17 protein-coding genes are annotated in these 24,047 nt (G+C 47.9%); 8 read left to right on the forward strand and 9 right to left on the reverse strand.

The features are described 5' to 3' along the window. The 4 genes from AC4IFB_RS02010 to AC4IFB_RS02025 form a co-directional block, all read left to right on the forward strand. On the forward strand, window positions 1-167 hold a 167-nt coding region (locus tag AC4IFB_RS02010; RefSeq protein WP_490779238.1), incomplete at its 5' end, for a cupin domain-containing protein. Window positions 168-215: 48 nt separating this feature from the next. Then, on the forward strand, window positions 216-2,771 hold the full coding sequence (mutS, locus tag AC4IFB_RS02015) for a DNA mismatch repair protein MutS (RefSeq protein ID WP_490779227.1): 2,556 nt from the start codon (window positions 216-218) through the stop codon (window positions 2,769-2,771). A 44-nt stretch (window positions 2,772-2,815) separates the two neighbouring features. Beyond that, window positions 2,816-3,025 (forward strand): dodecin, encoded by a 210-nt coding sequence (locus AC4IFB_RS02020; protein WP_490776207.1) that lies wholly within the window; start codon window positions 2,816-2,818, stop codon window positions 3,023-3,025. 357 nt (window positions 3,026-3,382) lie between these two features. Continuing rightward, a complete protein-coding gene (locus tag AC4IFB_RS02025) occupies window positions 3,383-3,820 on the forward strand; it encodes a PilZ domain-containing protein (RefSeq protein ID WP_490779228.1) in 438 nt (145 codons plus the stop codon). A gap of 151 nt (window positions 3,821-3,971) precedes the next feature. Here AC4IFB_RS02025 and AC4IFB_RS02030 read toward each other — a convergent pair whose 3' ends face one another. The 5 genes from AC4IFB_RS02030 to xerD all read right to left on the reverse strand — a co-directional run bounded on the left by AC4IFB_RS02030 (window position 3,972) and on the right by xerD (window position 8,376). Further along, entirely contained in the window at window positions 3,972-4,751 is a 780-nt protein-coding gene (locus tag AC4IFB_RS02030) for an FHA domain-containing protein (protein ID WP_490779229.1), read from the reverse strand. Window positions 4,752-4,793: 42 nt separating this feature from the next. Continuing rightward, window positions 4,794-5,540, reverse strand: a complete 747-nt coding sequence (locus AC4IFB_RS02035; protein ID WP_490779230.1) for a Stp1/IreP family PP2C-type Ser/Thr phosphatase — start codon at window positions 5,538-5,540, stop codon at window positions 4,794-4,796. A gap of 326 nt (window positions 5,541-5,866) precedes the next feature. After that, window positions 5,867-6,658 carry a DsbC family protein gene (locus AC4IFB_RS02040; protein ID WP_490779231.1) on the reverse strand — a complete coding sequence of 264 codons (792 nt, stop codon included), beginning with the start codon at window positions 6,656-6,658 and terminating at the stop codon, window positions 5,867-5,869. A 5-nt stretch (window positions 6,659-6,663) separates the two neighbouring features. Continuing rightward, window positions 6,664-7,146, reverse strand: a complete 483-nt coding sequence (locus tag AC4IFB_RS02045; protein WP_490776202.1) for a YajQ family cyclic di-GMP-binding protein — start codon at window positions 7,144-7,146, stop codon at window positions 6,664-6,666. 330 nt (window positions 7,147-7,476) lie between these two features. After that, window positions 7,477-8,376, reverse strand: coding sequence for a site-specific tyrosine recombinase XerD (gene xerD / locus AC4IFB_RS02050; protein ID WP_490776212.1), 900 nt, complete (start codon window positions 8,374-8,376; stop codon window positions 7,477-7,479). 545 nt (window positions 8,377-8,921) lie between these two features. On the opposite strand from xerD, the gene AC4IFB_RS02055 reads away from it, so the two are divergent. The 3 genes from AC4IFB_RS02055 to AC4IFB_RS02065 all read left to right on the forward strand — a co-directional run bounded on the left by AC4IFB_RS02055 (window position 8,922) and on the right by AC4IFB_RS02065 (window position 11,130). Continuing rightward, a complete protein-coding gene (locus tag AC4IFB_RS02055) occupies window positions 8,922-9,365 on the forward strand; it encodes a YcgN family cysteine cluster protein (protein ID WP_490779232.1) in 444 nt (147 codons plus the stop codon). Further along, a complete protein-coding gene (locus AC4IFB_RS02060; RefSeq protein WP_490779233.1) occupies window positions 9,362-10,432 on the forward strand; it encodes a DUF3549 family protein in 1,071 nt (356 codons plus the stop codon). Before AC4IFB_RS02055 ends, AC4IFB_RS02060 begins: the two co-directional genes overlap by 4 nt. Window positions 10,433-10,692: 260 nt before the next feature. Continuing rightward, on the forward strand, window positions 10,693-11,130 hold the full coding sequence (locus AC4IFB_RS02065; protein WP_490776199.1) for a universal stress protein: 438 nt from the start codon (window positions 10,693-10,695) through the stop codon (window positions 11,128-11,130). Window positions 11,131-11,721: 591 nt separating this feature from the next. Here the strand turns inward: AC4IFB_RS02065 and icd are convergent. After that, the gene (gene icd / locus AC4IFB_RS02070) at window positions 11,722-12,978 is read right to left on the reverse strand and encodes an NADP-dependent isocitrate dehydrogenase (RefSeq protein WP_490776198.1); all 1,257 of its coding nucleotides are present in this window, start codon (window positions 12,976-12,978) and stop codon (window positions 11,722-11,724) included. Window positions 12,979-13,443: 465 nt separating this feature from the next. Here icd and AC4IFB_RS02075 point away from each other — a divergent pair, with 465 nt between their 5' ends. After that, on the forward strand, window positions 13,444-17,274 hold the full coding sequence (locus tag AC4IFB_RS02075; RefSeq protein WP_490779234.1) for a beta-propeller domain-containing protein: 3,831 nt from the start codon (window positions 13,444-13,446) through the stop codon (window positions 17,272-17,274). Window positions 17,275-17,947: 673 nt separating this feature from the next. Here AC4IFB_RS02075 and AC4IFB_RS02080 read toward each other — a convergent pair. From AC4IFB_RS02080 to AC4IFB_RS02090, 3 genes are all read right to left on the reverse strand, one after another. Then, on the reverse strand, window positions 17,948-19,210 hold the full coding sequence (locus tag AC4IFB_RS02080) for a DUF2130 domain-containing protein (RefSeq protein ID WP_490779235.1): 1,263 nt from the start codon (window positions 19,208-19,210) through the stop codon (window positions 17,948-17,950). Between the two features lie 78 nt (window positions 19,211-19,288). Beyond that, a complete protein-coding gene (locus tag AC4IFB_RS02085; protein ID WP_490779236.1) occupies window positions 19,289-19,672 on the reverse strand; it encodes a tautomerase family protein in 384 nt (127 codons plus the stop codon). 633 nt (window positions 19,673-20,305) lie between these two features. Then, entirely contained in the window at window positions 20,306-23,704 is a 3,399-nt protein-coding gene (locus AC4IFB_RS02090; RefSeq protein ID WP_490779237.1) for an endonuclease/exonuclease/phosphatase family protein, read from the reverse strand. Window positions 23,705-24,047: the final 343 nt, after the last annotated feature.

The raw sequence follows: 24,047 nt of genomic DNA on the forward strand, positions 1-24,047 counted from the left end.
ATGACCAGACTGAAGTCTGCTATTTCATACGCGGTAAGATCGTCGTTACACCTGAAGGTGGTGAACCCCAGGAGTTTGGCCGGGGCGATCTGGTGACCTTTCCGGCTGGGATGAAATGCACCTGGGAGATTCTCAAAGATGTGGAAAAACACTACGCCTTTGAATAACCCCTATCCCATCTGATGGCCAAAGCCACTACATCTCAACATACCCCGATGATGCAGCAGTACTTACGCATCAAGGGGGAGTATCCCAACATGCTGGTCTTTTACCGCATGGGGGATTTTTACGAACTCTTCTTTTCCGATGCGGAGAAGGCGGCTCGACTGCTCGACATCACCCTCACCAAACGGGGCACATCGGCGGGCAAACCCATCCCAATGGCGGGTGTCCCTTATCATGCCGCTGAAGGTTACCTGGCACGCCTGGTTAAACAGGGTGAGTCTGTAGCGATCTGCGAACAGATTGGTGACCCGGCAACTTCCAAAGGCCCTGTCGAGCGCAAGGTAATGCGTATCGTTACCCCTGGCACCCTCACGGATGAAGCCCTGCTTGAGGAGCGACGTGAGAATCTGCTGGTTGCGGTGAATGAACATAAAGAGGGAGTCGGCCTCGCCGCATTGGATCTGGCAAGTGGTCGATTCACTATTCAGCAACTGACAACCCTGGAAGCATTGAGCGGTGAACTGGAGCGCCTTACACCGGCAGAGGTTCTGTTGGAAGAGGACTCCACCCTACCCGAGACTCTCAAGCTGAACTGCGGCACTACCCGACGACCTGTCTGGCACTTCGATATCGACTCCGCAGAGCAGTTGCTGACCCGTCAATTTGGCACACGGGATCTGGGTGGCTTTGGTTGTCAGGATCACCCCCTGGCTGTTGGTGCTGCAGGTTGTCTGTTGCAGTATGTCGAAGAGACCCAGTTCGGCGCCCTACCCCACATTCGTGGCCTGCAGGTGGAGCATAGGGAAAACAGCGTCATCATCGATGCAGCCACACGACGCAATCTTGAACTGGTCCACTCCCTCAGTGGACAACCTCAACATACCCTGGCCGGGATCATGGATCGAACCGTGACTGCAATGGGGAGTCGCAAGCTTCGACGCTGGATCAGTCAACCGCAACGCGAGCGGGAGACGGTGGCCAATCGCCATGCCACGATCCAGGCCTTGATGGAGTCGGGCCTCTATCTTGAGCTTCAAGAGATCCTGCAGGGTATCGGTGACATTGAACGCATCCTCGCCCGGGTGGCACTCAAAAGTGCCCGCCCCCGAGACCTGGCCACACTGCGTGATGCCTTGGGGATACTGCCTCAACTTCAACCACTGCTTGAACGTCTCGACAGCCCACTGACCCGTTCACTCTCGATGGAGATTGGTGAGCATCCTCAACTGCACCAATTGTTGCAGCAGGCAGTCATTGAACAACCACCTATGCTGATCCGTGATGGTGGGGTACTGGCTGAGGGATATGATCAAGAGCTGGATGAGTTAAGGTCGCTGTCACAAAACGCCGACCAGTTCCTCCTCGATCTTGAAACCCGGGAACGGGAAAGAACCGGCATTGCAACACTCAAGGTCAGCTATAACCGGGTACATGGATACTATATAGAGATCAGCCGCAGTCAATCGGATAAGGCACCTGATGACTATGTCCGGCGTCAAACGCTCAAGGGTGCTGAACGCTTCATCACCCCAGAGCTGAAAAAGTTCGAAGATCAGGTATTGAGTGCCAGAGAACGTTCTCTGGCCAGAGAGAAGATGCTCTATGAGCGACTACTCGAAGCGTTGTGCGAGTCGCTCACAACTATGCAACAGTGCGCGGAGGGTTTATCTCACCTGGATGTGTTATGCAATTTAGCAGAGCGGGCGCAAAGCCTCAATCTGGTACGTCCTGAACTGGTGGAAGAGCCAGGCCTGCAGATCGTTGATGGTCGACATCCGGTTGTGGAGCAGGTCAGCCAGGATCCATTTGTAGCCAACAGCGTAACCCTCAATCAACAACAACGCATGTTGGTCATCACCGGACCCAACATGGGTGGTAAGTCGACTTTCATGCGGCAGATAGCGATCATCACCCTACTCGCCTATGCCGGTAGTTTTGTACCTGCCACTTCTGCGCACCTCGGACCAGTCGATCGTATCTTCTCCCGTATTGGTGCTTCAGATGACTTGGCCGGTGGACGCTCGACCTTCATGGTGGAGATGGAGGAGACTGCCAATATTCTGCACAATGCCACTGAGCAGAGCCTGGTGTTGATGGATGAAGTCGGCCGTGGCACCTCTACCTTCGATGGCCTCTCACTCGCTTGGGCCTGTGCTGTTGAACTGGCAACTTATTTACGTGCTTTTACCCTCTTTGCGACCCACTACTTCGAACTCACAACCCTACCGGATGAGTATCCGGGGATCGCCAATCTCCATCTTGATGCAGTAGAGCATGGTGACTCCATTGTCTTCCTTCATGCCGTGAGAGAGGGACCGGCAAATCAGAGTTATGGCTTACAGGTTGCGACTCTGGCAGGCGTACCTAAACCTGTAATCAAGAAAGCACGGCAACGTCTGAGGGAGCTGGAGGCCAGTGCCCAGCGACATGCAGAGCAGCAGCAGAGCCAACTTCCGCTATTTGATACTTCTGCACAGACGCCGGAAGCTTCAGAAGTGGAGCGCTTACTGGAGCAGATCGATCCAGATGAATTGACTCCCCGCCAGGCGCTAGCGCAACTCTATGATTTGAAAGAGAAGCTGGGTGAGAAAGAGAATTCCTCATAAGGGATCTATACCCTTTTAACCACACACGACTACCGAGGTGTTTGATGAGTGACCATGTCTACAAAAAGATTCAGCTGGTCGGTTCTTCCCAAACCAGTACCGATGATGCTATTCGTAATGCCATCGCAAGGGCTGGAGAGACCATCACTAACATGAACTGGTTTGAGGTGGTGGAGACCCGAGGCCACATAGAGAATGGGCAGGTCTCTCATTGGCAGGTCACCATCGACATTGGATTTCGTCTGAAAGACTAAGTTTGACCTGAATTAGCCGAACTGTTCTTCATTCATTACTATCAGCTATAGAGGTTGGATGCAGGCCCTGCCGCACTAGGTCTTACTGAAGCGAGAACCATCAGATGAGCAGTTTGACAGACAGCCTCTCACTCTAGAGTAGTGCGATTTCCGAGGAATTAACTGCCTAAGGGTGCGGCAGGGCTGCACCTACATGTCGTACTTCCAGTCACCTGCAGATCGACAGGATTAACGATCTCTAAGGTACAAACACCTGCTTGCGGTAAACCCTAATAAACACAAGTATTCTCCTGCATATCTAATAACCCTTCCGGCACCTACAGTGAAATGTGACACTTTTATTACGGAGTCACATCAATGGATGCAAGAAAAACACCAAGAACAAAGACATCATTTAAGGTGACCCTAATCTCCATGAGCAATGGGGTTGAACAGATCCGGGTTATTACCGACATCAGCAAATCAGGGATTTTTGTCAACGCTCTATCTGGCTCAAAACACAATGAGCGGTACAAGGTGGATTTCAGAAAACCTGGACAGCCCGAATCCTTACTTTTGGCAGCTCGGGTAACCCGCATTAACCCAAAAGGCTCAGCCCTTTCATTTGAGCAACTTCACCCTCAAGAGAGCCAATTTTTAACGGAGTTGATCCACCCGAGCTGGGATGGAAAAGATCTTCTGGAAGGTGTCATCATGCATGGCATTCTCGAAAATACTACCGATTTTGCATCCTGTATGCGCCTTACTTCTCTGTTGAGCAGTGATTATCGGTATACATCACGAGCGAACCAGTAACTCCTGATCAATTGAAATCACCGAACTCAGTAAATGCCGATCAGGTTAGTGATTGAGATTTTTTGGAAGGGCATCGCTATACCCTTTCACTTTACTACGAGGTTTCAGTGATCTCGACTGAAAAAGTCAGATAAGAACTGAGTCGTGAAATCTAATCCTGATATTCCAGGTTCAAATCGCCCAGTGTAATTCGATCGCCCCTTTGCAGTGCAACACCGCCAGCGCGTATCGGTTTGCCATTGATCATGGGTGTATTATCGCCGCCGACCTTTAGCAGAAAGTAGCCATTGTGGCGCTTATTGATCAGCACCAGATCTCCACCGGGTTTACCGACACTGAAAAAGGAGCGATCAATCACCCGTTCCTCACCTTTATAATCACCATCCAGGAAGCGAACTTTTGCTGGTCTCTCCTGGACAGAATCGGTGCCATCTTTCAATGATTGCTTTGCTGGCTCTAGAGCCGGCTTTAGTTGAGGCTTAGCGGGAGAGGTAACCACCGGTCTATTGGAAAACGGGGCGCTGGGAGGGGGAGGCGTTGGTTTTGTCTCTATAATAGACTCAACAGGTTCAGCAGCTGGCCGATTCAGCGGTTTCAGGACAACCGTTCGATCAGGGTCCTCCGGTTCCATTTCGTGGTGGGGTAGTTGCGCAATATAACGCAGGTTATATTTACCGATCTCAATCAGGTCACCATGTTTGAGGAAACGCTTGGTAACCACATTACCATTCACACGAGTGCCATTGGTACTACCCTCATCTTCGATGGAGAAACCACGAAAAACTCGGGAGAGGGTTGCATGATGACGACTTACAGAGCGATCGCCAAGACATATATCACAGGTTGCATCACGTCCAATTAAAAAACGCTTATCAACAAGCGGGAACTCTTGTGGTGTCTCATCGTCACTCAGAACTACGAGTTTTTCCATACTGTCATCTACCCAGATATTCAATCATCACTAAAAGCATCATCAATCACTGCTGACCATTGGCCGTGCCAGTATCACCGAGATATTATCAATACCGCCGCAACGACAGGCAAAGTCGACCAGTTCATCCACCTGCTGATTTAGATCCAGTTTTTCATTTTCCAGGATACTTTGCATTTCATCATCCGTCACCATGCCAGTTAACCCATCAGAACAGAACAGATAGAGATCTCCCTGCTCTATTGCAGAATCGGCGAGGTCAACCTCGACCTCTGGCTCTGAACCCAACGCCCTGGAAAGTACATTAGTGGGCACACCTGCCATCAGAGCCTCTTCCATGCTGTCAAAATCGCCAAGATTAACCATTTCCTGAATCAATGTATGGTCTTTCGTCAACTGCTCAAAACTACCATCCCTTAACCTATAGAGCCGGGAATCACCGACATGGGCGTAGCGTAAATCATTTTCGCTAAACCAGCCTACAACGAGTGTAGTCCCCATTCCCTGATACTCAGGTACTTGCTGAGCCAATTCCAGTATCGCCTGATTGACAGCCACTATCGACTCATGGATCGCCGGCCTTTCTGACTCGGCATCACTCTCCTGACTACCAAGAAGTTGGCCTATTAAGAGATCCACAGCCAATCCGCTGGCGACTTCACCTGCGTTGGCTCCTCCCATACCATCGGCAAGAATCAGTAGACCCGCATCCGGATCACCGCCAATTGCATCTTCATTTTGCTCTCGTACCACTCCTTTATCGGTACGCATTGCTACTTCTATAATCAAGCTCGCTCCTGGTCTGCACTTTATTGATTAAAGTCAATGAATGGATGGATGGAAAGGCAATTTTTCACAGAAACGAGAGGGAGTCTGTGTATTCCCCAAAAATGGTGGAAAAAAACCAGCTATTTTAGGGACGCCCCGGCTTTCTTTTGCAAAATCAAATGTTAGAGACTACCAGAAGAAAGCCCTTGCGCTTCGTTATTGCCCTCAACAAGGGAAGCACTATTGTAGCCTTAAAAAGTGATTTTTTTGGTTGCCGGATTAATAGAGGGATGAATTTGTCCCGAATGCCGGGACAATTCGTTATATCAATACCCCCAATCCTCTGGTTACTGAGTTTTGCTTTGTGCAGCAATTTCCATGTCCAGCTTACCTAGAATCGTGCTCATTTTTTTAGCAGGAATATAACCCGGCAACATATCACCACTCTCAAGAAAAATCGCTGGTGTTCCCGTTACACCCAACAGTTTGCCCAGTTCAAAATGGCTAAGTACCGGATTGTCACAACTCTTAGAGTCAACATCTTCTCCTGCTTTTGAGAGTGTCATCGCCTCATTTCGGTCGTCAGCGCAAAATACTGCTTCCGCCTTCTTAAATGAGTCACTACCGACTCCAGCTCTTGGATACATCATGTAACGCACACGAATACCAAGCTCATTGTAGTCTTCGATTTCAGCATGCAATTTCCGGCAAAAACCACAATCTATATCTGTGAACACAGTAACGGTATGTTTATAGTCCTTAGGCGCGAAAATAACCATATTATCTTCACCCACCGAATCTATATACTCCGCCTTTGCCAGGGCAATTTTTGGAGAGGTCAAATCTTCTCTTTTTTCGATATCAAATAGTTTACCGCTCAATAGATGTTTGCCATCTGCAGAGACATAGAATATTTGAGGCCCCACCATAACTTCGTATAGCCCACTGATTTCACTGGGCACGATACTTTTGATCTCGCCACTCTTGAGAATTTTCCCCATACCTTCGCGAATTTTCTTCTCTTCATCATCCTGGGAGAGAGGATCAGCCAGAAGAGAGGAGGACATTAACATCGCCGGTAACATGGCTAAAGTGAGAATAAGGCCACTGAGCGAAAGATCTTTGGTCGTAAATTTCATTGATTCTAATCCCGAAAATTCTGATATTGGAGGGGCAATCCATAGTCAGATTGCCGCATGAGTGTGATAACCTGCTGTAGATCATCCCGCTTTTTGCCAGTAACCCTTACCTGTTCACCCTGGATCTGGGCTTGAACTTTCAGCTTACCTGCCTTGATATCCTTGACCATCTTCTTCGCAACATCTGTCTCTATACCTTGCTTGATTAAAACAGTCTGTCTGGCGGCATTCAGGTTGGTCTGGGGATCCTTAACATCCATAACAGCAACATCAACACTGCGTTTGACCAGTTTTTGGCGCAGAATATCCATCATCTGGTTGAGCTGGAACTCCTGTTCTGCTTTTAAACTGATCTCAGCGTCGTTTTGTTCGAATTGTGCATCCACACCCTTGAAATCAAATCGAGTACCTATTTCACGGTTTGCCTGATCCACAGCATTTTTAACCTCTTGCAGATCTACCTCGGAGACAATATCGAAAGATGGCATTAATGCGCTCCTCTATTTCGCATAAATTGGCTGCGACTCTACCACATCCCTAAGCGCTGTTAACACCAACTGGTTCCGTATATAGACCTGTAATTAGTTTTGGCGGGCCCCATCAAACTCCATATTCGAGTCTGAGTTGCGATAACAGTTGTTGGAATTAGTGCATCAATCTGCTGCGATCAAAACCAGCACCCAATGCCAGATATAACCATCACTCTGCATCGCGCTCTGCTACTGAGCGCATGAAAGCATATCTATAATTAACATTATGAATATCGCTCTAATTATTGATATTTGGTTATTTTAAAATCAATATGCTAGTAAATCAGATCAGCCCCTTGGATGGTGTTTTGAATGCAATGATTTCAGCCTCTCCCTCGCCACATGAGTGTAGATCTGGGTGGTGGAAAGATCACTGTGCCCAAGCAACAACTGCACAACCCTGAGGTCAGCGCCATGATTCAGTAAATGGGTGGCAAAAGCGTGGCGAAGTGTATGCGGAGAGACTGTTTGATTAATCCCGGCGATCACAGAGTGTTTCTTGATTCGATACCAGAATGCCTGTCGGGTCATGCCATGTCCGCGACGGGTTGGAAATAGATGCGGACAGACTCTCTCACCCAGCAGCGCACTTCGAGCCCCAGATAAAAATCGCTCTAACCACCCCTGCGCCTCATCCCCCAGGGGCACCAACCGCTCTTTCCCCCCTTTACCAATCACACGCACTACGCCCTGGGTCAGACTAACCTGCTCTGGCCTCAAGTCGACCAATTCTGAAACCCTGAGTCCAGTCGCATACAGCACCTCGAGCATGGTGCGATCACGCATACCCTCAGGATCCTCTATTTCCGGCGCAGCCAGAAGCGCCTCAACTTCCACTTCTGAGAGGGACTTTGGCAGGGGCCTCCCTAGCTTTGGGGCTGAAATCCGAACACTGGGGTCAATCTCCAAAGTGCCTTCTCGGAGACAGTATTGGTAGAACTGGCGCAAACAGGAGAGCATTCGGGCACTGGAACGTGGTTTGACACCCTGCTTACTCAGACTTGCCAGAAAGTATTGAAGATCTTCGCGCCGCGCATTCAATAAACCGCGACCTTTTTGGTCATGCAACCAAATCGCAATTTTTCGCAGATCAGACTGGTAGGCGGAGAGCGTATTCCGGCTCAACCCCCGCTCCATCCAGATCGCATCTGCGAAGGACTCAATCAGCTGTAAATTCTCTTCTTTTATCTTCACTACTGGACTTCAGAAAACGTCTCTCGGATCCAAAGAGCAAGATTGCCTACACTGAATTGGACAAGATGTTGGCGGCGTGACCATAATCCTGTGACAGTAAAATGACAGCCGTCATCTCCTACATTATTGGTCAGGTATTTGGGTTCAACTCGATATCATTGAATAATGCCGGCAAAGACCAGGGAATGGTAGTAAAATATTTCCACAGATCCTGTGGATAACTTTGTGGGTAAAGCACCTTAATTCCTCTGTAAGCCTTGATGTTATTGATCCCTTTTTAGATTGTGTAATTTCTGTACAATTAAAGTATTATTAATAATTACATATAGTTACAATGCTTTATTAACTATTTAGTTTAGATAATTTCATTAAACTGTCAATCATTCATTTCCCAGCCATTAGATGTGTATAAACAGTATTGACATGGCCACATAAAAGTGATCTACAGAATGGTAAATTCAGACCAGGAAAGATGAGACTTTCAGCCCCTTTCTGAACTAAGATAGTGCCCCATTTAATCTTCCCGTAATCAATCCTACATGAGCAAAAGTACAACTCCCTTCTGGCGTAACAAATCGATACAGGAGCTCTCCCGCGAAGAGTGGGAATCACTCTGCGATGGATGTGCAAAATGCTGCCTTCAAAAGCTGGAGGATGAAGAGACCCGCGAGATCTATTTCACCAATATCGTCTGCGATCTACTCGACAGGGAGCACTGTCGTTGCACACACTACCAGGAACGCTCGACCCTTGTACCAAACTGCATCACCCTCAAACCAGCTGATTTAGAGGATCCTTACTGGCTCCCACCCAGCTGCGCCTATCGCTTACTGGCTGAGGGCAAGGATCTACCCGACTGGCACCCTCTGCTATCCGGTGGGGATACCCAAAAGATGAAGCTGGGTGGACATACCATCCATGGCAAGGTGGTACCTGAAGCGGAGGCGGACGACTGGGAACATCACCTGATCGACTGGATATGAAACAGATATCAACACTTACCGAGTTCCTGGAGTCTGGCGGTCTGAAGCTCGACTTCTACGATATGGGGCGAAGGGTAACCCGCATACCCAGGGAGACCTTTGTCAATTTTGAACGAACGGAAACGCCCTTTCCTGCCCCGCTGCAGCAACAAGCCTGGTTCGCGCTGATCCTGTCTGACAAGGAAAACAGTGCCCGCGAACCGATGATCTGGTTCATCAGATTCCCCCTGGACGAACAAGCGAAGCTGCTGCAGGCGGCTCGAGACGATTTTTTGCACCGCCTGATGGAGAATCTGGGTCAAGGTGCCAGCGGAAAGCATGATGAAATGCAGGCCGCAATTCAGGACAACCCCTATCTATTTCAACCTAAAGAGGAGCGCTTAGCGGTCTTTCACGCGCGCTTCACTGCCAATCTGGGCAAACCCGCCTCCCGTTACTACGATCATGCCCATGCCTATTTCAATGGCGACCTGGGTTGGGAGCAGTGGTCATTTATCAATTATCAGGGCATAGCCGATTTGGCTGCCCGCATTGCTCAGGATAACAATCAGCAGCAAATCACTGCTGCGATTGCAGAACTTCCTGCCGCACCTTTGGAAGCCTTATGCCACTGTCTGGAGAACGAGTCGATTTCAAAGCCTCTGACCCTCTCCCTCGCTAAACGCTCACGAGAGGCCTTGAAACAACCTGAGCCTGATCTCAAAATCTTAACTGCGGTGATACGAGGAACATCACAATCAACAGCAGAAAGCCATCGTAACGAATTGATTTTAAAAATCCTTAGTCATCCGGTTTCTTCCCGAAGCGAGATACTCGTTGCCATATCCGGCCGGGCCTGGGAGTCTCTATCCGAACAGCAGATCAGCCGCCTCTTTTTGGATCGTCTTGCAGACAACGAGGTGGGACAGGATTTTTTCAACAGCATTCTGAGTGACCTGCTCTACATGCCGACTACCCGTCACTACCTGCAATCCGAAATGCGAGATCCCAATCGGTCAGATCAATTGAGTCAGGCACTTGGTCGCTTTTTCGACAGCTTACGGCCAGAGGGCGCTAAATCTGAGTAGGATTAAATCATTTGAATGCCATCAGGAGCGGAGCCTCTATGGGCTCAGATCTCACCTGATCAGGCGATAGATTTCCCAGCACTCCAGCGTGGCGCTTCATACTAGTGTACCTCGGAATATTTATGGCCTGGTTGGTTATTGCTATTATTGATATGTCGGCAATTAAAAATGGTGCATCACTACTATCCCAAAACTTCTGTCAGTATTGATCTATCCAAGCGACCATGATGCGCTATTGATATTATTAAGGATTAGGCAAGATGAACGCACTTGTTGCCATAGACCTCTCTCCAGCATCATGGAGAGTCATTGAGCAGGCACTACAGCTATTAGACCAATCCGACACCCGCCATCTCTGGCTACTGCATATTGCCAATCCTGAACCCGACTTTGTAGGTTATGAACCTGGCCCCCAGGCTGTAAGGGATGGACAGGCGAAAGATTTCCACCAGCAACACCAAAGCCTGCAAGAGTATGCTGAGCGATTGAGAAATCTGGGTACTGAGTGTACCGCCTTGCAGGTACAGGGTGCCTATGCAGAAAAAATATTAGATGAGGCGGAAAAGCTTAAGGCCGATGTGATTGTGGTGGGCAGCCATGGAAAAGGCCTGACCAAGGAGCTGATCTATGGCAGCACCAGCAACCAGCTGGTACGTCATTCAGAAATTCCTCTATTGATTGTGCCAACCTCAGATTGAGTGCAGGCTCCCACTTACTTTAACTATTACGGTTGTAACTGATTAATTACTGTTGGTTTCTATTGCTGATTGAGAATTGAGATATGAACAACATCGCAAAGCAGAGGGTCACGGCTAGAAAAAACTTACAAGTCATCAGTATCTTACAATAGGTAGGGAGAAAAACCCCCCTCTCCCCTCGCGGGAGAGGGGCCGGGGGAGAGGGGGAGAATGAACACTCTATTTTCCCCAACAATCAGCAAGATAAATATGAACGATCAATGCAGTTTTTCTCTTTCAGCCACATCAAACGCTTCGCGTACACCCTCTCCCCAACCCCTCTCCCGTAAAGGGAGAGGGGCTTTCAGAGTTGTTCTGAGAAGATTGAAAGTTAATTGGACAGCAGTGTGGAATGATATACCACATCAATTAATGGTATTTATGCTCACCCGTTGGGTAAACCCACTAAAGCCACATGAATTTGTGAAAATCTCAGCGCAAGCCCTGCTGCATTGTCGCTCTTGTTAAGGAAATAACCATTAACTGTAAACGACGCCTTGCCGGGGATGCCGGGATTGCCAACAAATCCATGTTCAATAGTGGATTCCAGGGTTACATATGGCTGATCATCGCATCCCCGAATGCAGAGCAGCTTAGCTCCTGGGGGCTATCCATAAGACGCGCCAGATCATAGGTTACTGTCTTAGCGGATATCGTTGCACCGAGACTTTCGATAACCAGGTCAGCCGCTTCAGTCCATCCCATATGACGTAGCATCATCTCAGCAGAGAGAATAAGCGAGCCCGGATTTACCTTATCCAGACCGGCATACTTAGGCGCGGTGCCATGGGTTGCTTCGAACATGGCTACGGTATCTGAAAGATTGGCTCCTGGCGCAATGCCGATACCACCCACCTGTGCTGCCAGCGCATCAGATATATAGTCACCATTGAGATTCAAGGTCGCGATGACACTATATTCAGCCGGACGCAGCAGAATCTGCTGCAAAAAGGCATCAGCGATCACATCCTTAACGGTAATCTCAGTGCCAGTCCTGGGGTTCTTGAAGGTACACCAGGGTCCACCGTCCAGTTCGACTGCACCAAACTCCTCTTTGGCTAACTCGTAGCCCCAGTTCTTGAAGGCCCCTTCGGTGAATTTCATGATATTGCCTTTATGCACCAGGGTCACAGAATCGCGGTCGTTATCAATCGCATACTGAATTGCCTTGCGCACCAGGCGTTTACTGCCCTCGCTGGAGACAGGTTTCACACCAATGCCTGAAGTCTCAGGAAAACGGATTTTACTCACACCCATGGTGTTCTGCAGATATTCGATGAGTGTCTTAACCTCATCAGTACCAGACTCCCACTCAATTCCAGCATAGATATCCTCGGAATTCTCTCTAAAGATCACCATATTGGTTTTTTCAGGCGCCTTCAGTGGGCTTGGTGTACCGTCAAAATAGCGCACAGGCCTGAGACAGACATAGAGATCAAGCTGCTGACGTAATGCCACGTTAAGCGATCGAATTCCACCACCAACAGGTGTGGTCAAAGGGCCTTTGATGGAGACAACATACTCTTTAACTGCATCCAGGGTCTCTTGAGGCAACCAGGTATCAGCATCATAGATTCGGGTAGACTTTTCTCCCGCAAAGACCTCCATCCAGGCGATCTTTTTTTCACCGCTGTATGCCTTATCCACAGCAGCGTCGATGACTTTGCGCATAACAGGGGTGATGTCCACGCCTATACCATCACCTTCGATATAGGGGATTACGGGATTGTTAGGAACACTCAACACCCCTTTCGCGTCAACGGTTATCTTTTCCCCCTCAGAAGGGATCTCAATCTTGTCATAAGCCATGGATATTTCCTGTTGATAAAATTTAACTGTGATAGTTGCAAACAACCCATTCAGGTCAAGGATTCGGGCTTCCGAGGACCATATTTCCTGTGCGGCACCAGAGGAAACCACGATTGTCGGTTATTTGATGGCGCCATTGTAGCCATGATTCAGGGTAACTTTATAGGTTCAATAGGAACTGATCACAAGTCTTTCTGATATATTTTCCTACTTTCAGATTAAAACAAGGCATTCAATGCATTGAATTTTAAGTAAATTACATGCATTAAGATACTACTCCGATTTGTTTACAGAATAGCTTTATCCATACCATTGAGATGGATTCGCCAAAAAGTCATTGAGATTCATAGCACTTTCTTGATTGATGAAAACTTGATGTCGCACACACTCTAGTTTGCTACTATTTTGCCATTGGAAGATTTGTAGTTTACAGATAATCGACGCAACTACTCGCTGGAGACATTGATGTCCAAAATAATTACAGGTGGCGTTTCAGCCATCATACTAACAACCCTCCTAGCCTTTCTAACTGCTTGTAACTCATCTGACAACGACGATAACGCCAATAGTGAAGTCCCTGCAGATCAAGAAGTTACACAACTGACAAAATTCGAACATTGCGACGATCTGAAGAGCTACCTGATCAGCACAAATGAGCAACAGAGTGCACTCCTGGAGTATCTACAGAGCTTACCTCCTGAAACTCTGGATGAGATGAATGACCAACCATCTCCCACCCCCACCAGTGGCCCGGAACAGCCTGCAATCAATAATTTAACCGGTACCAATAATCAGGTTACCGGTGTGGATGAGGCGGATTTCGTTAAGACCGATGGTGAAACCACCTACCTGCTCTCTGGTGGCTATTTAACGATTTTACAGACCTGGCCAGCGGATCAGAGCCAGGAACTGTCGAGAACAGAGATCGATGGCTCACCCAGGGCACTGTTTTTCCATGATGATATCCTGTGGGTGGTTAGCGACCTGATTCAGGGTAGTTACCCTCAATTCGAAGAGAGTCTGACTGAGGATTTTGCGCCCCGCATCAACCAGATGACCAAAATCACCCTGTTGCAGGTTACCGACCCCACGCAGCCGAGTGTAATCAGGGAGACCGTATTGGAGTCAGGCTATGTTGATGCACGCAGAATCGGTCAACAAGTCTACCTGATTGTCACTGCTCAACTTGAACTGAGTACCGTGACTGCTGACCCTGAAAATATCGAGATCGAAGACCTGCTTCCAATGCTGTCCGATAACAGAGCACCTTCAACAACCACTCTGACTACAACCTCACCCATCTGTGGTTGTGATGCTATCTATCACCCTGAAACCGCGAATGGCACAGGTACCCTGACAATTCTCGGTTTCGACCTTGAAAACCCGCTTGCTGATATATCCAGCGAAACGGTTCTCGGCAACAGCAACATGGTCTATGCCAGTCAGGAAAACCTCTACATCGCCAGTATCGAGGATTCAAACTGGCTCTGGTTACCCATGATGGAGGGAGAAGAGTCTCTAACCCCTTCAACCACTATCCACAAATTCTCTCTTGGCACCATGCCCCAATACCTTGCCTCGGGTAGTGTCGATGGCCATCTACTGAACCAGTTCTCCATGGATGAACATCAGGGAGTATTACGCCTGGTTACTACCGAACAGGCCTGGTGGAGCGAAGCCGACCCTGAAAACCGACTCTATATAATGGAGCAATCTGAGGATCAGCTGGTGGAACTGGCTCTACTGGATGGCCTTGGTAAACCTGGGGAGAGCGTCTATGCAGTACGTTTTGATCAGGAACGGGGATATGTTGCGACCTTTGAGCAGATCGATCCGCTGATCACTCTGGATCTCAGCGACAGCAACAACCCAGTAGTCGCCGGTGAGTTGGAGGTACCCGGACTCTCCACCTACCTTCACCCGATCGAGGGAGATATGCTGCTGGCCGTTGGCCAGGATACCGATACCAGTGGCATCAAACTGAGCCTGTTCGATATCAGTGATTTTTCACAGCCAACACTGTTATCTGACCATCTGGTCAGCGCTGGCAGCTACACCGAAGCGGCCTACAACCATCACGCTTTCACCTGGTTCGAGCAGGAGCAGATGCTTGCGATACCTGTGACAGAATGGAATAACGACACCGCAGGCACTGATTATGGTGTCGACGACATTTTCAATGGTCTGGAGCTGTTCAGCGTCTCTGCTGAAGAGGGTATCCAACCCTACGCTTCTATCGATCACGACATCTTTTATCAGGATCAAGAGAACGCCAACTGGTTCTACCCCTCACCTGTCAGTAGAAGTTTCTTTGTCGCGGATGATGCGAACAACAGCTATATCTACTCTATCAGTGAGAGAGGGTTACTGGTTAATGACCTCGCACTGCCAGACAACATTCTCGCTCAGGTCCCACTACCCACTGAAAGTGACAATGTCCACCTTTTCAGTGATGTACCGTTGACCCGCTTCAGCCAGTGTGATGATCTGAAATCCTACCTGATCACTACCAATGAACGCCAAAATGAACTGATCAATTACTCAGCTCGCTTTTGGGGTGGAGGTGATGATTTTAGCTCTGCGCCCATATCGTCCCCTGCACCTGTACCTGAAAGCACCCTCGATCAGAATGACTCAGAACCCACGGTCAATAGTGTAACCGGCACCAATAATCAGGTTGTTGGCGTGGATGAGGCTGACTTCATCAAAACCAATGGTAACTTCACCTATCTCCTCTCCGGTGGAAATTTGGTAATACTGAAAACCTGGCCAGTAGATCAGACTGAGGAGCTTTCGAGAACAACAATCGAGGGCACACCCAGGGTACTGTTTTTTTATGAAGATATTATCTGGGTGGTGAGTGACCTCTATCAAAACAGCACACCAGAGTACGAAAACAGCCTGGGAGCGGGGGTCGCCCCCCGTGTTAGCCAGATGACCAAGGTCACCTTGTTGCAGATCACTGATCCTCAACAGCCTGTCCTGCTCAGAGAGACCGTATTGGAGTCACAATATGTCGATGCACGCAGAATCGATCAGCAGGTCTACTTGATTGTTCGTGCACAAATCAATCTGAATGAAGCCCCTATCAGCAGTGAAAACATCGAGATTGAAGAAATACTGCCAATTCAGGTAGACAATATAGCCCCCTCAACAGATACCCAAGCCACCACTTCAGTGATTTGTGGTTGCGATGCAATCTATCGTCCGGAAATCCCAGACGGAACCGGCACGGTAACTATTCTCGGCTTTGATCTGCAAAACCCACTCTCAGACATTAGCAGTCAATCGATACTGGGTAATGCAGGTACAGTCTACGCCAGCCGGGAAAACCTCTACATTGCCAACATAGAAGATCCATACTGGTACTGGGGAGCAGTGATGGATGGCGCCGAGAGTCCAACACCAACCACCACCATCCACAAATTTAGTCTTGGCGCTTCGCCTGAATATCTTGCAAGTGGACGAGTTAAGGGCCATTTAATCAACCATTTCGCCATGGATGAGTATCAGAGCGTCCTGCGGCTGGTGACAACTAATCAGGATTGGTGGACATGGGAGACCAACAACCGTCTGTATACATTAGCTCAAAATGGAGACCAGTTAGCACAGCGAGCCTATTTGGACGGCCTGGGAAAGCCAAGGGAAAGTCTCTATGCAGTGCGCTTCAATCAGGACAAAGGGTTTCTGGTTACCTTTGAACAGATCGATCCACTGATCGCCGTGGATCTCAGCGATTCGAGAAATCCTTTTGTGGCAGGTGAGCTTGAAGTACCCGGTTTCTCAACTTACCTGCATCCCATAGAGGGAGAGAAAATTCTTGCCATAGGCCGTGAGTCAGGCGACTTAAAACTAAGTCTTTTTGATATCAGCGATCTCTCCCAACCAACCCTGCTTTTTGATCATCTTGCTGGTAATGGAAGCTACTCTGAAGCAGGCGATGACCATCACGCTTTCACCTGGTTCGAGCAGGAGAAAATTTTGGCGCTCCCGGTAAACAAGAGGATTTTTTCACTGGGCATCTATAACTACTTCAAGGGACTGGAACTATTCAAGGTTACTGCGGATGATGGAATCCAACTCTATGGCTCCATCAATCACGATATTTTCTATGCCGATGCTGGGGATTCAAACTGGTACTACCCTGACGGCATCCGCAGAAGTTTCATTGTCACTGATGACACGATGAACAACTACATCTACTCAATCAGTAGTCGTGGTCTTTTGATCAATGATCTGGCTGCACCTGATGTTAATCTTATGCAGATTGAACTGCCCTCGGAGAGTAACGACTAACAATTTTGAGCTGATTAATTACAATCCTTGAAGAACTGTAGGGTGGGGCCATGCCCCACCTAAAGCCATGATGCATCGTAGGGTGCGGCCCTGCCGCACCTATTCGGGCTATGTATCAGAACCCATTCAAATCTACTGGCATTCAAGATAACCAGCAACCATCTGTGAGTAGTGAATTGCTTACCACTATTGGTGGGGCATGGCCCCACCCTACCAACCCCGAACAGTGCGCCTCTTGGTATCCCGTTTTGACACGAGCGAGAAGCGCAGGCAAAACCGATCAGCGGGCCTGACTGTTTGAGCGTAGCGAGTTTCAGGCCCGCCGGTTTTTCAGAGCATCGCAGCGGACCCGCAGGGGCGTGGCATACGGGCGCCCTTTCTTTTGGTTACTTTTCTTTTGGCGAAAAAGAAAAGTGACTCGCCTAGGAGGGCGAAACAGCAGCTTGCTGGCATGGTGACAACAAAGACAGGGTATATGCTTTAATGCCACTACATTTTATATCGTTGCCACGCTGGAGCGTGGGAATATGGATTTTGATAGGTAACAGAAAAAGGTGCGGCAGGGCCGCACCCTACGCATCAACATGGTTTTTGGTGGGGCATGGCCCCACCCTACCTGACACTATGCCACTTCTTTGGGCAGAAAAGTATATTCTGCTTTTATACATCCTTGTTATTCAGTAGTATCATCACCTGAAGGCAACTCTAACAGTGCTACCGATTGAACTGCACTGCCGGCAATACCCTTAATCGAGCTGTACATGTGGTTGGTATTGAGCAGCACTTTATCGATCTGCTTCTCTCTCTTTTTCCAAATCCCCTGCATCGAGCGTTTCTCAGACTCCAGGTCTGTTTTCATTTGGGTAAAGCCTTCAACGATGGCTTCAATCTGCAAGCGGAATTCGTTACTGGTGAGGAAATCATAGAGCATGCCCATCTTCTCACCCTTATTCTCCTGGGTGGTGATCGCCATACTTAATTGAATCACTGATTCCCTCAATACGGTACATAGTCCCTTGAACTCATCGAAGGAGCATATCCATATACCATCTTTCAGACCCAGGCGCTCCATACCTGCCGGCATGGCTTCTGTAACCAAAACACCGATATCTGCATTCCTGTCGCGGATATCTGATTTGAATTTTTCTATCCAGGTGGGCTGAAAGTTTTTAGTCCGCTTACTTTCATAATAGATGGTTCCACAGTTTGTTCGACTGTGTGTATTAATGGTCTGCATGCAGTCAGCGCCACGCTCACCCTTTTTTATTTCATCTATAGAGTCGAGAGGAAATTGAACAGCCAGCCACTCCTCAATCGCTAACTCCTGAACCTCCCCCTGTAGCTGCATGGAACCCTGATCCGCTTTGCGCTGGGCCTCTTGCAGTTGCTCTTTCAGCTGATTAATAATCTGCTCTTTTTCTGATATGTTGAGCTGAGCCTTTTGTGCTTCAGATTTTCTTATCTTCTCTTTCTCTTCACTCAGAGTTTTGTTTATTTGCTGCTGTGCTTCCAGTTCTATTTTATCTTTTAGCTCATCTTTTTCACGCTTCAGGCGCTCTATATCCGCTTTAAATTTATTAAGCTCCTTTACCTGCTCTGATTTACTCTCCAGCTCCTTTTGAAGGGCTGCCAATCTCTCTTCCTGTTCTTCTTCAGCCTGTTTCTTTAATTCTATTTTCAGCTTTTCACTTTCAGCCTTTAAACCATCCTGGATTGCGCTGGCCAACTTATCTTTATAACTCTCTTTTTCATGCTCAATGGCCTCTCTCTCTGCCTTGAGTTTTTCTTCATTGGCGACTAGTTCTTTCCGCTCTTTAGAAATCTGGTCGTTATATTTTTTCTTTAGCTCTTCATCTAGCTGATGGTAGAGTATTTCATTAACATCAATTTCTACGCCACAATTAGGGCATTTAATATTATTAGCATCTTGACTCATTATTTAGTGATACCTGATTACATCTTCAATATTTCAGTAGCGCTGAATCCACATTAACCGCAACAGCCCAAAGGCCTTTCAAACTTTCACATTGTAGCTCAATTTAGCTTCATCACCAGTAACCCCCCTAAAACCCCAGTTACTGGCTGGTGCTTCGGAAATGGTAATTTCCACATCCGCTGGTGACACCCCCAATTCTGACTCAATTCGCTGAAATAGCAGATGAATTAAACTTTTCTTTGCCTCGACAGAACGCCCCTCCAACATTGAAATTTCAATAACTGTATAGGCATCAGTTCTCCCCTGCGGATAGAAGTAGTCCTCTTTTTCCATGGGGAAAAACCTGTGCGCTCGTTTATTGTCGGGAAATGAGAGTGCTTCGACCATACATTGATTAATAACATCAGAGAGTTTTCTCTTTATGGGGTTAAGATTATCTTTAATTCCATAGATACGGATCATGCTGTTCCTTAATAGAGTCTGGCTCAGGTAGTTTCAACCTAAAAAGATCAGTTGGACAGCGTGAAGTGTGCGTTTGTGGTGGTGCAGGGCAAGACGCAACGACGCGGAATAGCCTGCTATTCCAAGGAGTTGCAACGCCGCCATGCGCCGCCACAAGTGTGCAATTCACGTTGTAGCGTATTTCACCCAACAGGTGACCATGACCATCGAAGCTAATTTCATCAAAATCATGAACATGTTATTAGAATGGAGCGGTCAACTGATTTTTTTAGGTTCAACCAACATACCACCCCTTCTTAAGCATATTCAATCACCTATTCCAACGCAGAGTATCCAAAGGAGAGTCACGGTGTGTAACACCATGCATCAAATTAGACTGAAGGGATGAGAGCAGGAACTATTGACAGAGGCCATCCGCTTGGGGAAAGCGTTATCTGGCGTGTAGCAAAGGTAAATGTGGCTTCTTTTTCAGTGGCTTAAGTAGAATTAACCGGCATAGAGTCGTTGTCAGGATGACTTCCCTGTCACCCTGTCCCCCAGCAGCACGAAATAATCCACCCGCTGCCTGTAAAGAGCCCGTTAGTCTCTTTAAAACATTATCCGGGCTGTGGGGAAATAAAAATCAACGTCTCCTTATTTTTGCTTCTTCTGCAGATCAACCCAAACCAGGCGATGATCTGAACTTGGGAATGGCCAATCCCCAACAAGATCAAAGAATGGATCGGTAGCTGCGGGCCAGAATACACCGGCACCCAGCATCCTGAGGTTTTTAGAAGGTAATACGTAGTCTGCACGGAGATTGCCAGGAGATCCATCTGCAAAGTCAGCGGTATCAAAATCGGCGCCACCAATATGGGTGATATTGGCGCCAGCCTGTCTTAGCATAGCATCTGCTCCGCCGATGCTTACCGGGGTAATGGCTGTGTTAACCAATGGGTGAGCCAGGAGCTTGCTGGTTGGGTCACCTGTACTGTCACCATCATGTGGATCGGCATTCAGGTCTCCCATAATTACGAATCGATCATTTGCAGAGAGACCACCTGTAACACCATCATCATCATAGATGTAGTCAGCATCGGTGATGTAGTCCATCCAGAAGCGGATTTCATCGTGGTTACGACGTCCATTTCTGTCTTCAGGACCATCAAACACAGGCGGTGTTGGGTGGCTTGCAAGCACATGGATCAGCTTACCTTTCACTTTGACAGGAATATCCCAATGACTCTTGGAAGAGAGTCTGAGTACCGACTTTTCATCTTCGCTATACCACGCCTCAGGCATCATGGAGTCTGGCATATCCTTCCACAAAAACTTCTGGAAAAGGCGAACTTTGTTGTATTTGATGGGATAGCGCGACAACACCACCATGCCATATTGACCAGGGAAGTTGCCAAAACCTTGCGCATCACCTGGACCATCGGTTGAGCCATCATTGTCCAAATCAAAACCTGTAGGCTCTCCAGTGTTCGACTCAGCTACATACATATGTTTGTAACGGATTCTCTTCGCACCGTTTTGCCTTACCCGCAGATAGTTCTGGCGGAACAGGTCGATGGCCTCACGTGCATCGTCATAGTCGAATTCATTCAGCAGTAGTATATCCGGACGCACTCGCTGAATAATCTCAGCAATGGCTTTTGCTTGAGGGTTATCAGGTGTTGAAAGATCAGTAATCAGATCACCCTGATTAGAGCGATTCAACGACACGTTGAAGGTTGCAAATCTCACACGCTTCTCATCTGACAGTTCAAGTCGCAGAACAACCGGATCATGGTCACTGGCAGCATCGAAAAACTCTGTATTCAGATGCACGACGTCATACTCTGCATGCTCTGCCAAACCATGGGACACCAGGATGTGGTCAAGTGCCTGAGCATTGCCTTGGTAATTATAGGTATATCTCTCCTCAACCGGCAGGCTCTCAGTCAAGTTGACCAGTTGTGGTGTGCTCTCTCCCTTGAGTGCGAGGATCGGTGACATAAAATTGAATTCATTCAAATCACCCAGCACGACCACATTAGCGTCAGGATCATCCTCTTGCAGTGTGGCAACGAATTCATTGACTACTTGCGCTTGTGCAAGACGTTGATCCTCACTGCCATTCACCGAAGGTTGAACTGTACCGAACAATGGTGTGCTACCACCTTTGGATGAGAAGTGATTATTGATCAGATGAATCTCTGCATCGGCTGCCTGGAAGCGCACATAGAGAGGCTTACGACTTCCTTCAAAAGCATCGCCATCAGCTAAATCTGAATCTGTTAGCTTGGTGACCGACTCCATATCTGGTTCGACGTACTCAGGATTATAGAGATAAGCAACCCGGATATTGGCACCTGGCTGACCACCATCCTGGTTATTCACAGGGGGGTTATCGATATATTCGTAATTTGGGCCACCCGCTTCACGAATCGCAGCAACCAGCATTTCCAAAGTCACTTCTGCATCAACAACACCATCGTCAGTTGAACCAGTGCTATCTTGTATCTCCTGCAGACCAATAATATCTGGCGCTTTAAGTGAACTGACAATCTGTTGAGCGAGCTGAGTAAAACGGCCATCAGCCACATCCTGGTCACCATCTTCATCATTTGGATCAAGATTCAGCACATTGTAACTCGCTACAGTCAACTGACGTTCGCGTTCACGTACCAGATCTGTCTCTTCAGCTTGAAGGTTTTCATCACTACGAGTGAATTCCTCTGTGGGATAGACTTCAAAATTACCGTATGAATATCCAACAACGCCGGTTACATCACCGAGTCGATCGCTACTATTCACATTAACAAACAGATCGTAGATACCGCTGTCGAAATCGATCTGAATACGTTCAGGATTAAAGTCATCAGGCTGAATAGTGATGCCACCACGATCATTTAAACCCGTTGCATCAACACCATTGTTGGCCAGGGTAAAGATCTCGCCATATCCATTGGTAGGTGATACGGCAACCGCATCCTCTACTTTGACGCGCATCCCTTCAAGGCTCTCGTAGAAATCTATGCCATCTTGCAGTGGATCAAAAATCGTGAGTAAGTCGTTGTCGATAATCTGATTTGGTGGAACCCGTCCACTTCTACCGAGCATGACCGGCTCTGGCAGCATATTATCGTTGGATTCAACAGTGATGTCAGGACGATAGAATTCAGTCAGAGATAGATTGCCGGAAGAGCTGCCACCAGGAACATATTCACTGACAACACCTGATACACGTACCGCATCACCAACCTGCAGACCGTGCCCAGTACCGGTATAGATGTAGATCGCATCAGATGTCGCATCATTACCGTCACCCAATACATCCTGCACAAATACTGCATTGGAATCGGTTGCTGTGACAACACCGGTCGTTGTAACCTGTTGTCCATCGTAGGCTGAGGTATGACTTGATCCCTGGATATCGTATATAGCCAGGACCTCATTGTTATTGCCACCTGTATCCCCTGCACCACTACCATCACCGATATCGGAACCATTCAGACTCTGGCCTACATTCAGTGTGTTGACGGTTTGAGTAAGGCCGGAGACCCAGACAAAGTCAGTATCAAGGGTACCACTGCCTTGCAGCTGAAGAGACTGCCCGATTTGGGTAGAAGAGGTTTCGGATACACCGATATCGATACTGGTCATTCCAGCAGCTACACCGGAGTTGGCAACAAAACTTCCTTCATAACTGATAAACTGTACAACCAACCCAGTATTGTCCACCAAGGCCATACCATCAGGAGCACCATTCTGTATGCCACTGTGACTTATGCTGCTAAAGCCATACCCACTGCCTGTATCATCACTCAGAACTCCGGAGAGATCATAGATGGCATATGGACTAAGGACTGAGGAGGAGCCATTATATAGCACCAATTGCCAACCGGAGAGATCTGTACCTGTTGGACCGGTAATCTCTACAAATTCACCACTATCAGCTCCTGCGTTATCGTAGTGTATTTCATTAATAAAAACCGTTGTATCGGCATAGACCGATTGGCATGACGCCGCGATAAGGGCAGCCAGAAGGCGCTTTTGTATAGACATCTGTGTCATCCTTAGGTTGATCAATTGCATCTTATGCAGAAGAACAAAACCCTATACAGATTAGATTTCGAAAATTTGTGGTTTTGATGACGTTTTGTTTATACTTTTTGGATTTATCAGATTACTTACAGGCAAACTTCATTATTCCGTACTCTAGTGTGGTACGTCATACTAGTGGGCCATGCTGTAAATTCGGTATCACTCAGAGTTACGGTGATAGTTAAGGATCTGCGGAAGGTTCCAGATGGTTTTTGTGAATTTCCAGCGCGACTTGGTGGGGCATGGCCCCACCCTACACTTTAATATAGACAGGTAGGGTGGGGCCATGCCCCACCAACTGCAC

It is taken from the genome of Candidatus Thiodiazotropha sp. AKIB8 (assembly GCF_058244675.1).